This is a genomic window from Olsenella uli, assembly GCF_901212655.1.
Taxonomy (GTDB): domain Bacteria; phylum Actinomycetota; class Coriobacteriia; order Coriobacteriales; family Atopobiaceae; genus Parolsenella; species Parolsenella uli_A.
Genome location: NZ_CAAKON010000048.1, coordinates 4,249 through 16,496 on the forward strand (window position 1 = coordinate 4,249; position 12,248 = coordinate 16,496).

Consider the following 12,248-nt stretch of genomic DNA (forward strand, 5'->3'; position numbering starts at 1 on the left):
TGAATACCTGCGGCTTTGCCCAGGACTCAAGCGAATCACACTCACTTTACCAATCACATCAGAGGCGGACAAGCGGACAGAAAAACACCCCAATCACCAGCTCATGCCCCGCGCTTTCCGGCCCTCACGGCGGCATTGCCGAGCGGGATGTGGGCCCATCCACTGTCTCACGCCCCGTACTTCTTGGCCCTCCTGTACTTGCTTGCCGTGCTCCAGCCCTTTTTCTTCGTGCCGACAAGCGTCGCGTCATCCGTGCCCATCGGCCTCTTGATGAGGCCAACACCCTCGGCATCGACGTGCTTCCAGTCTGGCTGAAACACCTCAAACGCCAAATGCTGCTCGTTGCGAGCCGAATACACCATGATTGCCCGCCCCTCGCGAGCCAAGTCGAGGACCCTCGCCCAAAGTCGCTCCCTCACCCTCGCAGACACATGGCCCACGTACACACCGGGCGCAATCTCGAGAAGCCAGCGCGTCAAGTCACCGCGGAGCCCCTGCGGGCAGGCCGTGAGAACAATTACCACCATAGCTACGCCCCGCCCTCCTCCGTCGCCCCATCGCCATCCTCCGCGTAGAGCTTCCCCGCGGGCACCTCGCCGCACCGCTCGTCCCACAGGCCAACGTGGTTGCCGCCCACGTCATCTGCCGCCGTCGACGCCGCGCCATCGGCCTCTTCCAGCAAAAACTTGATGTCTCGCGTCATCCGCTTCATGATGCCGAGGTCATACACGGCATCCCTCACCGCCCGACGAGACCTCGACCCAACATCCTCGACACCGGCGGCAACCGTCTTGAACGCAGCGGGGATAGAGACCTCCGCCTTATAGAGATCGGCCACGTCATAGACAAACGACTTCTCGTGCCCCACGTGAACAAACCCCAGTCCAGGAGAGCACCCAAGCGCGACTATCGCCGCGTGCGCCAAGCCATACAGGCACACGTTCGCCGCCGAAAGCGCCTGATTGATGGGCGTGCCGTCCTCGAAGGCCTCGGCGTCATAGCTTCGCCGGCTCCACTCCACGCCCGTCTCTTCGGACAGCTTCTTGTACACACGCCTCACGCGGGCGCCTTCCCTGCCCCTCAGCTGCTGCATGGTGAGCCCACTCACGTCCTCGCCGGGAAACCTCATCTGATACATCTCCCGGGCAACCGCCAGGCGTGACCTCACATTGGAGACGAGCGCCGCCTGGCGTTGGAGCAGCAGGCTCGAATGGGTGAGCGGGCTGCCGAACGCATACATGCGGACGCCGCGCTCCCCCACCCATATCACCGTCGCGCCGCTCTCGCCAATCGTGCACATTGCCTTGTGGCTCACCGTTGTGCCGGGACCAAGCATCAGCACGCTCAAAGCGGCGGAGGGGACCCTGATGGTCCCCTCCTCATCAGTTACCGTTATAGCATTGTCAACCTGGTTGACTATGCAGCGTTCGAAATACAGGAAGGACATGCGGTCCTCCACGCGCGCCAGATCGGCCACCTCGACGGGAGTTGAGCTCGGCTTTGGCCCCTTCCGTGAATATGGGCCCTTCCCGCCAGGCTCGTCAGCGCCCATCTTGGGACGCCTCCGCGCCAAGCGGAGCAACAGTCAAAAGCCCGCACCCAAAGCCTTTGGCGTGCCCGATGCCAAAGCCAAGGCTCTTCCTGAATGCCTCGGCATCGACCACTCTCAATACTCCATCAAATTGGGCAACATCGAGGGTCACCTTGGAATCTCCCCTCTTGAAGGTCTCTCTCCCTCGGTTCGACAGAGCCACCTCAAGCGCGCCGAGCCGATTGGTCGGTACCTCGAACCCGCAGCGTGGCGCACGGCTGATAAGCCAATCAATCTGCTGGTCGGCAGTCACATGCCCCAGCCTCTTGCCAACGACCGCCCCGTTCCCTCCAGCACGCCCCTTATCCTTGGCCACCTTGCGCACGGGATTGGCCTTGAGTCGAAACGCCCAGGTCTGCCCCTCTGCAATGCTGTCCAGAAGGCCGTCGTAGCGCTTCGTTTCCCAACTCTTATAGAGGGGCCACCCCGCCTGCTCGCACACGTGCGTCAAATCCGGCTTCTCCGGGCTCACGACATAGAGCCAAGCTCCGCTCGTTGAAGAGCTATCGAGTCTCCAGAGCACCCTGCCCCGCTCGTCTGCGCGCGCCACATTCGGAGGAAAGGCCGCCTCAACGGCAGCATGCATGGCGTAAGGCGAGCTCAACAGCTTGAGAGAGCTCGGCCGGGCCGCATTGAGCGCCATTCTTGTTATATACATCGTCCCTCCTTACAAGAAACCGAGCGGGTCGTGGGTTTGGTCCCGATCCGGAAGCGTGCCGCCATCCAATCCCTCTGCTTCGGGATGGGAGCGGGAATCCCCTTGAGCGAGCATAGACACCTTGCCCTCAGGGCAGGAACAGGAGGGATTGTCCACATACGCCCGCACAACCGCTCGCTGCCCATACCTTCTGCCCTCGCCCGAGAAGCTCAGCGGGTCATCTGCCTGATAGGAGCACGGCTCCCCCGGGCGCGCGTCATAGGCGACCTCGAGGCGAGGGATGGGACTCCTCCGCCGATACCACTCTGAGGCAATCCACGGTGCCCGCGCCAAAGCGTCGCGCACATCCCGATAATCCTCGTGCACCCCCAGGGACATGGGCAAATCGGGGGGACAAGACCTCCTACCAAGGTAGAGGGGCCAAACGGGATGGTGCAGGGCCTCGTCAAGCTCGGCGAGCTTGTCTGCGGGACCTCCTAGCGCAACGAGGAAGACGGCGTCGGACAGGTAGTACCTGTGCGAGAGGGGCATGACGACCTTCTCGTCCAGAGACCTCTCCACCTGGAAATCCCTGAGCAGGCTCCCAGGCTGATCGGTCCGGACTCCAAACTCGAGCAGCCTCAGGTCGTCGATGTCCTCCTCCCTCGACCTGCCTAGCGCCGCCGCCAAGAGCCCGATGACCGCGCTCTTCGTCGGCTCTGTTCTCGTTCTCCTTCGAGCGAACCGCGACGAGTCGCCCCACGACTGGAGCGGCCCCGCCAAGCGCAACAGCAAGACCATTGCTACTCCTCCTTGGACGCAAGAACGCCCAGGGCCTCGTCGCGCACTCCCTTAACCAATCCTGGGAGACTCGTGCGCTCGCCAATGATCTCGGCATCAGGAGCACCGCCGTCCACGCAAACGCTCCAAGCCTTGAGGGGGCTCATCCCGTACGTCTCGTCAATACCCTTGAGTCGCGCCACGAGACGCTTAAGGGCCACCTCGCTCACGGACTCCCCTTCGGTAGCGCGCACCGGGAGTTCAAAAGCCGACACCGCATTAATGGGCTGATCATCACGCAGCTCAACTACGACGGCATAGGGAAGCGTGCGGTTGGCAAACGTGTTTTGCTTTCCAGTCGGCATGGAGCGGACGAACGCCTCCACGAAGGCGGATACGCCTGCTGCCGCAGCCTCCGCGCTCCCAAGCTGCCCATACAGAGAATCGAGGTTGACCGTGGCGTATCTGTAGAGCGTCGAGGAGTTGAAGCCCACGGTGCCAATCATGCCAGCGCCCACGTTGTCCTCGGGAGCGCAGTCATCGACCGCCGTGAAGTAGTCGTACTCCTGGCTGATGCGGTCGACGGAGATGGCGTGAGCAACCTGGGCAGAAGCGTCAGTGTTGAGGTCTGGCGCGTTGGCGAGCATCCGCCCAAAGAGAGCGATATCGACTGCCTGGACCCCATGGAACGCCGCCGACACCTGCTTCTTTACCCCGCTTGGCGCACTGAGGGTCTTCTTGGAGAGATCGGCGCCGTCGTCTGCCCAGGCAATCGCGATGTCGGCCAGAGCGTCGAGCTCCGCCTCGGCTATGAAGACAAGGTATTCCGTTGCCATGGAGCCCTCGTCCTCACCGCTCCGCTTGGAAGAGACAACCTTGAGACCGGCCGCGCCCAGCATTGCCACGGCAAGCTTCTCGGCATACTCGGCCAAATCCTCGCGCTTAGCTGCAACGCAATTGGCGAGGAGAGAGACAGCCTTCTTCGTCCTCACGCCCAGCGAACCCTCGGGCAAGAGCTCGGGGAACAGCTTCCTCATCGCGCGCTTCCAGGCCTGGCTCGAGACACGGGCCCTCAGTGCCCCGCCGTAAATCGCCGTCTTCGGGCTTCCCGTATCGTCACGGTTGATGTTGCTGGGAGGTACGTTATGCAAAGCATGGATATCGATATACATGGCTATTCCCCCTCGGGATTATCGGAATCTTCCTTCTTCTGGTCTGGCGCCCGATAGAAGTCGCGCGCCCACCTGGCAAACACGCGGCCCCTGGCACCTTCAGCTTGTACAAGGTAGAGATCGTGCGCGAGCTGCCAGTAATCGACCCGCACGGCGCCCCTGTCGCAGGAGCGCATGAGCATGACGAGCGCACGAAGGTAATGCTCCACGCCCTCAAGGCCTGGCGCCGCCTCGGCAGCAGCAAGACGCTCGACAACCGCCGACGCGTCGTCAAGGTTCGGGACAAGGGTGCGGCACGACCAGCCAAACGATTTTCCGGCAAGCTTCCCGTCATCCTTGCCAAGCAAGGCCATGGGTTCGCTTTTTGACTGCTGGTGCACTGCATAGAGACGAAGCGTCGCCGAAACCGTCTCGATAAACCGCCGCTCATCCCGCGCGGATAAATCAAGCTCGGGCATGTCGCCAAGAATCTCTCTTCCCAACAGGAACCAAGATCCTTCATCCGACATTGCCGACCTTCTGATTCGCGCAAGGGACGCACGGGCAACGGACGACCCATGCCCGGCGCTCAACAGCCCCTTTTGCAGGACGGCAATCTTTCGAGCCGCATACGAAGCCGCCTCGCAGGCAATTTCATATTGTGAACGCGTCATCTACTCCTCCCCTTCCTCTGTGTCGGAACCCTCGCGGCCCGCGTCTCCCTTACGCCCGTTCAGGTCGAGGGCCTTTCTCAAGCTCGCCCGAAACATGACGAGCGCCCGTCCAACGGTCATGTCGTCGTTGCCGACAAACGACCCCATAGGAGACGTACCGAGATACTCCAGGCCGACGGCCTCGACAATTTGGCAGGTGTCTTTGAGCCACGACCTCTTGAAGTGGGCAACGTCGTCATCAGGCGAGAAGCGAGAGAGCCGCTCCCTAAAGAGCCCGTCAAGTCTGGAATAGGCGAGCTCGCGCACGTCGGCCTTTACCGCGCTTGCCGCCGAATCCTTAAAGTCCGAATAACGTCGGCGGTCTCCCGTGGACTTCTCGACGTTCTCGACGAAATAGACGAGCAGACCAACCGCCTTGTCCGCCCTGGCAACAACGTCGATTGCTGTATAGACCATCTGCGAGAACGGGGATGACATTGCGGCGCTCATGCGGAAGGCGTCATCAACGGCATCGTCGACAACACTGTTCTGCACGCCGTAAACGCAACCGTATCCATGGACGGACACCACCTGGCCACGCGCGAGGACATCGGAGGAGTCCCACATCTCACCAAGCCATTTGATGACGCCCGGACGCAGGTCGCGGACCTCTTGCCCGGACTGTCTGCCGAAGGCAAGCAGGGACGAAAGCCCTCTCCAGATGGCCTTGTTTGAGACAAAGCGCTCCGGCACGAGCGGCAGATAGGATGTGCCGAGCCTCTTCTTTTTCGCCTCACTCTCCTTCCAGGCGGTCATCATCTCAACCCCCTGCTTATCAACAAGGGAGGCGTTGTCTCCATAACACATGATCACGCCATCGACGCGCTGACCGTCCCCAGACGGAACAAGCCGTATCCGGCGGCTTTGCCAAGTGAGCGCCTGAACCGGACCCGCCGGCTCACTGTCGCGCTGATCAGGCCCCTGGGGCGGAAGCTCCCATGGGGGCAGGTCACCCTCAACGCCCAGCAACGTCTCTCCCGCGGCGTCCGGACGATACAGGGGCCAATTGAGCATGAGTGTCTGGAAGAGGCTCTCCCCCTCCAGCATGACGCCGCCCAAATTGCCGCACCAAGACACGCCCGACGGATAGGCCCTGCCCGACTTTGCCCGCGTATTGCCGACAACGGCCGACTTGATGCCAGACGCATCCCAGGCCTGCACGGTCAGGAGATTACAAGCCGCCTCGGCAAAAGACAGGCTCTCAACGCACTGCATGGCGCGCTGGGAAAAGAGGAACTTCTCAGGCTTGCCAGGGACGTCCGGCAATAACAAGCCGACGGAGCTCGCGCCGCCCTTTTCATAGACAAGCCCGGGGACCTGATAGAAGGGACACTCATCATCGAAGAGGTCAAATCGACTCGACCACTCGTCCAGATAGCGGCTGATGCGACCGTCCGCAAAGGAGCCTCGACGCCACAGCTCGGCCCACAGACGCCGAAGCGTCCCTTCCGGCAGGTTGACCACATAATACGACCGATACATAATTGCCACCGCCAAGCGCACGATGGCAAAGTTGGTTTGAGAAAGCCCTGCGGGTATCATCCGCAGCCCATTAGCCTGAGCAAACAGTTCCCGAAGAGAGACGAGGCGCTCTCGCCCGTCCAGATCGACGACGGGAATCCAGGCCTCTTCCAGGAGGTTATACGTAAGCTGCTGTCTCATTGCCCCCTCCTCTCGTTTTGCGATGGGTTGAATTGCAGAAAAAGTGCACCCCACAGGTGTGGGGATCACATTTGGAACCTTCTCGTATCAAGGTTCATACCTCTTGGTTGAAGGGACCCCGAGCGAGCTTGGAGATGCCTCAAGCCTTGCCCGCCCGTTCGTCGTCTCCCGAGAGGTGGCATCTCCCGAAGGCAGTACCCGGTCTTCGGGAGATGGTTGAAGTATAGAGGAAAATCCAAGTGATAAGAGAAATAAATCAGCTTATCCCCCGAACGGTAGCCAGCCCTCCGCGTCTGGTATAAGACACCCTCCAGCCACAGACATCCGCCACAAACTCGTCGCCATCCTCCTGCCGCAAGGCAAGCACGAGCCGGCCCGCCAGCCAAGGAGAATCCTGCCAGGCAGCCGTCCACTTCCCGCAGTTCTCTTCGAGCTCGTCTATGAGCTCGTCAAGCTTGTCGAGCGAGCACATCGAGAGCGGCAGACGAACGGCACACTGGGCAACGAGCCTCGCGACATCCGCCGAGGGCTCAAGGGCGGTGGGAACCCTGGAGCCAGGATCGACGCCGTTCCTCTCGTCACCAATCCAGGGAAGCAGGCACAGCCCACCCTCCGTCTCCTGCAGAAGGAGAACCTCGACCGTTTCCTGGGTATCCCTTACAGCTCGCTGGCCCTTATCGGCATCCGCCCTTCCTCCTCCCTCAATGCTTCGCTCGCACATGTCAACCAACGTTCTTTCGTTTTCCATAAGTGGCACGACAGAAGCAAGCAGGCACGTTCCGGCCCTACGGGCCTTGCGGGTGAGCTGCCCCTCCCGTGCCAAACGAGCCTGTTCGTAGGCTTCCTGCCACGCCAAAGGAACGCTATCGCCCCCGCCTCGATACGCCCGTTGGACAAGGGGCGAGATGTCGCCGGGGAGGCACACACGGGTGTGAGCACCGTCATCCGTGAGCCCCAGCACCGCAAGAGACTCAAGCAGCGAGGCATGGTCATAGACGCTGCAAATCCCCTTTGAGAACCGCGGCCCATCTGTCCCGAACTCCTCCACGCCCCTGACCAGGCACATCGGCCTTTGCAGCAGTTGGGACCTTTCGCACTCCCCTTGTCCCCTGTTGTGCCGATGCAGTCTTCCAAGCCTCTGGAGTACGAGGTCAACAGGGGCGACATCCGTAACAAGCAGGTCAAAGTCAATGTCGAGCGACTGCTCGAGCACTTGCGTGCCAACAACCACCAAGCGCCTCGGCCTTCTCCCGTTTTCCGACGTTGCGCGAGGCCCGAGAAGCGAGCGGAGACGCTCCTCGTTGGCCATGCGGTCGAGGTCGGAGAAGCGTGAATGGGTCAGCATCACGTCGCCGGGACCAAGAGCCTCGGAAAGGCATTCCGTCACCTCCTGGGCGCGGCTGACGGTGGAGCAGATGACGCCAGCGCAGCCGCCATTCGCCAATGCGGCGGAAAGGGTTTCGAGGAGGTAGGCGATATCGTCTCCCAGCAGGCTGACGTCAATCTCCCTGGCCACGCCCCCTTGCTCGATTCTCACGCTCCGGGCAATGCGACCCTCGGTGTACGTAAGAAGCGGATACGCGTCCTCCTCGGTCATGATTCCAGAAACATCAAACGATGGAGTGGCCTTGGGGCCTGTATCGGATGTGCCCTTCCCATCGGAGTCGCCAGCATCCTCAGCGGCGGCGCCCTCCCTATCGGCACCCGCGCTGAGCCCCGGCTCGGTACCCTGCCTTATCTCGGAGCCGCGCTCCCGCTTGCCGCCTGGTCTAGCCCCGGCACCACCGCCATCAGGCTCTTCCCCGGAATCTTCAACTCGTGGTCCAAGAAGACCCGCGATGAGCTCATCTTCCGACGAAGGCTCAGGCACGCGAGCCTCCCGCCCCTTCAGATACGATTCACACAACCCCTTCCGCTGGGCCGACGGGAGCGTGGCGGAAAGCAGGATGACGGGAACGCGCCAGGCACCAAGCCATTCGAGAACACGCAAGAGATAGCGCCTCATGTACGCGTCGTAGGCATGGCATTCGTCGATGATGACGACCTTGTTCGCAAGGGCGAGATGACGCAGGGAGAGATGCTTCATCTGGAGCGCGCCCATAAGCACCTGGTCCACGGTACAGACGACGAAGTTGGCCAGCATTCCCCTCTTCCGGCCGAACAGCCAATCGGACACCGCCACACCTTGAGTCGAAGCATCCTCGAGGTCGTGGCCGATATCGGCAAAGCGACGAGCACGCCGGCTCTCACTTACCAGGCCCTGGAACTCCTCGTTTAGCCCAGCTTTTCCGTGGGCAAGATAGACGCTCTTTTCGTCAAGCCCCTCTTCGCAGGGAAGGCGATCAAGCCACTTGTGGACGCGCCCGAACATCGCGTCGGTGGTGGCCATCGTGGGCAGGGCGACGCAAACTCCCCCGAGCCCCTGGCGCGCCGCAAGCATCTCCGCCGCCGCGAGGGCCGCCTCAGTCTTTCCGGAGCCCATGGGAGCCTCGATGAGCATGAGACCGAGGTCTGTCGCGTCACGGGCGAGCCCATAGGCAGCGCGCTGCATCGGATGGGGCTTCGCGCCCAAAGGGAAGCCGAAGCGAGCGGCAAAGTACGCGTCCGCATCCGAAAGGTGCGGCCCCTCCGCCCAGGAGGGAGCAATGGAGAGCGCCTCCCACGCCGTCTCGCCGCGACTCCGCAGCGCATCGAGGTCAACCGCATCCGCAAACCCTGTTGGGGGCGCTATGAGCTCCTGGAGCGGAAATACGTCCTGGTTGCTCGCCATCCAGTCGGCCATTATCACAATACCGACGACAAGGCTCGCAACCGACGCGGGTAAGGAATGCCTAGACAGTTCGTCCAAGGCCTCGTCATCGAGACCAGAAAGCTGCCCTGCAAACTCGAGCAGTTCCTCTTGGACGCTTTCCCACTCCCCCGAGACAGCGAACCCATACGGCTCGTCGCAGGCGGTGCGGGCCTTTCGGCACTCCTCGGATATGGGAAAGCGCCCGTGGTGTGCGCCGATGACGCTCGCATACGAGCGAGCGACGTCTCTTTCCCAACCCTTGGACGCCAGATATCTCTCGAGAATCACCATGCCAGCAATGGGGTGCCCAGGAACTCCGCTAGACGAGGGAAGGGAGGGAAAGCGGAGACCGGCCTTCCTCGCCTTATATGAGAGGTCGCCAGCCTCGACACTTCCGAAGGCCCAGATGGGCTGGGCCTGAAAGACCGGCGTGGCCTTGCCGATGTCATGTGCGGCGCAAAGAAAGCGAACGAGCGTCTCGGCGAGAATCGGGCTGCCCGCCACAAGTTCAAGGATGCGCCTGGTTGCATCTGGGAGCCATGATTGCCAGAGCTTCTCACCAATGAGCTCGGCGTCTGCCATGTGGACGTACAAGGGGAGCCAGGCTTCGCCCTCTCCCCCGTCGCTCTTTGCCCAAAGCGAGCGAGCCTGACGAGAGAGGATTAGTTCCTCGGCGGCGATGGCACCCATACGACCTCCAGCCCGGCGACGCACTACACCCTTTTGGCTCTACGAGCCACCACGTCCAAGTATGGAACTTGCCCCGCGCGAGCGTAGCGAGAACCGCCGTCTTCAAGCATAGCAAAAAAGCAATGCAGCGCTGCTTGTGCGTCATTCAAGGCATCGTGAGGCCGGAATGCGCGACCAGTGCTCCCGACATACCCGTAGCGTTTGGCGCACGCCTCGAGCGTTTGGAAGCGATAGCTCCTGTTGCCACCTGCCCCACGCACGCGCCTATTTGCGACAGGAGCAAACTCGCGCATCACATCGAAGCGCTCGCATGTCGGCAGCGCGATGTCGGCGGCTTCGAGAAACGCGATGTCAAACGCGAGGTTGTAGCCGACGAGCAGGTCCGCGCCACCCAGGGCCTCCGCGACCCTGGTGGACACGTCGGCAATCGGAGGAGCGCCCTTCACCATCTCGGGAGTGATGCCGTGGATTGCCTCTGCGCGCGACCAAGACTGGTGGCGCGCCGACCTGGTGAGAGCGTTAATCGCAACCGACCCATCGCCATGCACGACAGCTGTTTGCAGGATTTCGTCACTACGGGGGTCGAGCCCCGTAGTCTCCACGTCAACGCTAGCAATGCGCTCTGGCGGCACCTCCCGAAGCCAGCCGACGTCTCCGCGCTCATACCAGAGCATGGATGTCTTTCGTCACCGACGGTCTCTGCCATCCGCTTTGCCGGCACTGCCGTCCCATCATTCAGCTTCTCCAAGTCTTGTAAGCAGGAAACATTGGAGTCCTATTCGCAATTTTCACCCGGACGTACGGATTATTCCTCATAGATCATATTCAAGATATTCGGCCCACGCTCTGTCTTGCCAAACCTTAAGCACCTGGCACCTCCACGAGGTTACGCACTTCGCCGCGCCCCCGCATCGAGCTGGGCTATCGACTCCTGTAAAGCCCTTTGATTCTCGGCAGACCAGAACGAATCGCGAACCTCAAAAGGTATGCCGCCCTCAATAACGGACTGGCGAAAGAAAATGGTTACTGCATTAGTGAGGGACAGACCATAATTGCCGAATACTTCTGCTGCCTTGCGCTTCAGATCGACGTCGATGTTAACCCTGAGCTGCTCTTTCTCGGTCGTAGCCAACTTCGCTCCCCTCGTCATCAATACATCTAGGACACACTCATTGAACGCTAAGTTAGACGGTGCCCGCACAAATCGAAGCTCCGCATTGGCTCCCTTCCTCAGTCCGCCGCCATAATCAGTGAAAGCCGGCTCTTCCCAAGAAACCCGTGCCTTGCCGCCTGTATGCCTCGGCTCGGCCTTGCAAGACTGAGCGACCATGCGGCACGGCGGCAGCCCCGCTCAGAGCGGGACTGGGCACCAGTCGCCTTGGTTGTCCCCTCATTCGGGTCTGCCGTGTCCAAATTGAGGAGGCTGAGATTGCCTTCCGCAGTCCACCTACACCTTAGCAAGCGAGTCCCAAAGGCATCAAACCGAAAGGAGGCTGAGCAGAGAGATGTTATTCCCACCAGCAAGCCACCGAAAAGGGTTAGAAGACCCTTTGCCAACGAGGAAATCGATTTTTCTATAGTTTTCGCCCACCTTCTGGGGACACAACGCACGATGATGCAAGTGGACACTTCGTCTACCAGCGGTTTTACAAACAGTCTCTCACGCTCTGCCACCCCAGGCACAGAGAAACTGTAGAAAACTCAACTTGCTCACTCTCGAACAGATATAATTGGCATCACTCCCGTCACCGCGTCTCTTTTTGTTCCTAAAAGGGCGCCAATATGTGGCAACCAAGCACAAGTTCAAAGGCTTGGCCCTCGCCTCGCAGCGCAGCAATCGCTTGTCGATAGGCCAACGGCCAGACCGCTCTTCATTTAACTGGTTTCCCGCAAACCATTCGTACCCCTTCTTAAGGGGCCTATCGTGGCCCCATTAATAACTCGAAGAGACCCGCCGGCTTTCATAGCAGAATCACAATCGCCCTCGAACACGCAATCAATCAAAGAGTCAGGCTGCGCATGCAATCTGTTATCAATCATTCCAACGCCCGAGCCCTCGGAACCAGCCCCATATGCACGTGAAGCGCTCGGCCTCGGCCCCGGCGCAGATTTCCCCGCCATACTCGAAAGGCGCCCAGAGCCCCACAGCGCACGCCTGGACCGGATCAATCCCCGAATGCCCAGAGAGCGAACGTGAACGGCACTAGCTGTTTAGTGCCAACAGGTTGTTTAC

At 60.9% G+C, this 12,248-nt stretch carries 10 protein-coding genes; all 10 read right to left on the reverse strand.

Going from position 1 to position 12,248, the window contains the following annotated elements:
• Positions 1-167: 167 nt before the first annotated feature.
• A complete protein-coding gene (gene cas2e, locus EFAMC2_RS09130) occupies positions 168-527 on the reverse strand; it encodes a type I-E CRISPR-associated endoribonuclease Cas2e (RefSeq protein ID WP_154028809.1) in 360 nt (119 codons plus the stop codon).
• A gap of 2 nt (positions 528-529) precedes the next feature.
• Positions 530-1,477 (reverse strand): type I-E CRISPR-associated endonuclease Cas1e, encoded by a 948-nt coding sequence (gene cas1e, locus EFAMC2_RS09135; RefSeq protein ID WP_261980234.1) that lies wholly within the window; start codon positions 1,475-1,477, stop codon positions 530-532.
• 64 nt (positions 1,478-1,541) lie between these two features.
• Positions 1,542-2,249 (reverse strand): type I-E CRISPR-associated protein Cas6/Cse3/CasE, encoded by a 708-nt coding sequence (gene cas6e, locus EFAMC2_RS09140; protein ID WP_154028813.1) that lies wholly within the window; start codon positions 2,247-2,249, stop codon positions 1,542-1,544.
• 9 nt (positions 2,250-2,258) lie between these two features.
• Positions 2,259-3,029 carry a type I-E CRISPR-associated protein Cas5/CasD gene (gene cas5e / locus EFAMC2_RS09145; RefSeq protein WP_154028815.1) on the reverse strand — a complete coding sequence of 257 codons (771 nt, stop codon included), beginning with the start codon at positions 3,027-3,029 and terminating at the stop codon, positions 2,259-2,261.
• Positions 3,030-3,031: 2 nt separating this feature from the next.
• Positions 3,032-4,180, reverse strand: coding sequence for a type I-E CRISPR-associated protein Cas7/Cse4/CasC (cas7e, locus tag EFAMC2_RS09150; protein ID WP_154028817.1), 1,149 nt, complete (start codon positions 4,178-4,180; stop codon positions 3,032-3,034).
• 2 nt (positions 4,181-4,182) lie between these two features.
• Positions 4,183-4,833 (reverse strand): type I-E CRISPR-associated protein Cse2/CasB, encoded by a 651-nt coding sequence (gene casB, locus EFAMC2_RS09155; protein WP_154028819.1) that lies wholly within the window; start codon positions 4,831-4,833, stop codon positions 4,183-4,185.
• Entirely contained in the window at positions 4,834-6,534 is a 1,701-nt protein-coding gene (gene casA, locus EFAMC2_RS09160; protein WP_154028821.1) for a type I-E CRISPR-associated protein Cse1/CasA, read from the reverse strand.
• Positions 6,535-6,790: 256 nt separating this feature from the next.
• Complete coding sequence (locus EFAMC2_RS09165; protein WP_154028823.1) at positions 6,791-10,015, reverse strand: CRISPR-associated endonuclease Cas3''; 3,225 nt, start codon at positions 10,013-10,015, stop codon at positions 6,791-6,793.
• A 23-nt stretch (positions 10,016-10,038) separates the two neighbouring features.
• Complete coding sequence (locus tag EFAMC2_RS09170; RefSeq protein WP_154028825.1) at positions 10,039-10,689, reverse strand: 3'-5' exonuclease; 651 nt, start codon at positions 10,687-10,689, stop codon at positions 10,039-10,041.
• Positions 10,690-10,901: 212 nt separating this feature from the next.
• Positions 10,902-11,147: a type II toxin-antitoxin system RelB/DinJ family antitoxin gene (locus EFAMC2_RS09175; RefSeq protein ID WP_222838585.1), complete on the reverse strand. Its 246-nt coding sequence runs from the start codon at positions 11,145-11,147 to the stop codon at positions 10,902-10,904.
• Positions 11,148-12,248: the final 1,101 nt, after the last annotated feature.

Excerpts from the sequence above, each read along its gene's own strand:
- cas2e (WP_154028809.1), bottom strand. The coding sequence starts at position 527 with ATGGTGGTAATTGTTCTCACGGCCTGCCCGCAGGGGCTCCGCGGTGAC.
- cas6e (WP_154028813.1), bottom strand. The coding sequence starts at position 2,249 with ATGTATATAACAAGAATGGCGCTCAATGCGGCCCGGCCGAGCTCTCTC.
- cas5e (WP_154028815.1), bottom strand. The coding sequence starts at position 3,029 with ATGGTCTTGCTGTTGCGCTTGGCGGGGCCGCTCCAGTCGTGGGGCGAC.
- cas7e (WP_154028817.1), bottom strand. The coding sequence starts at position 4,180 with ATGTATATCGATATCCATGCTTTGCATAACGTACCTCCCAGCAACATC.
- casB (WP_154028819.1), bottom strand. The coding sequence starts at position 4,833 with ATGACGCGTTCACAATATGAAATTGCCTGCGAGGCGGCTTCGTATGCG.
- casA (WP_154028821.1), bottom strand. The coding sequence starts at position 6,534 with ATGAGACAGCAGCTTACGTATAACCTCCTGGAAGAGGCCTGGATTCCC.
- EFAMC2_RS09165 (WP_154028823.1), bottom strand. The coding sequence starts at position 10,015 with ATGGGTGCCATCGCCGCCGAGGAACTAATCCTCTCTCGTCAGGCTCGC.
- EFAMC2_RS09170 (WP_154028825.1), bottom strand. The coding sequence starts at position 10,689 with ATGCTCTGGTATGAGCGCGGAGACGTCGGCTGGCTTCGGGAGGTGCCG.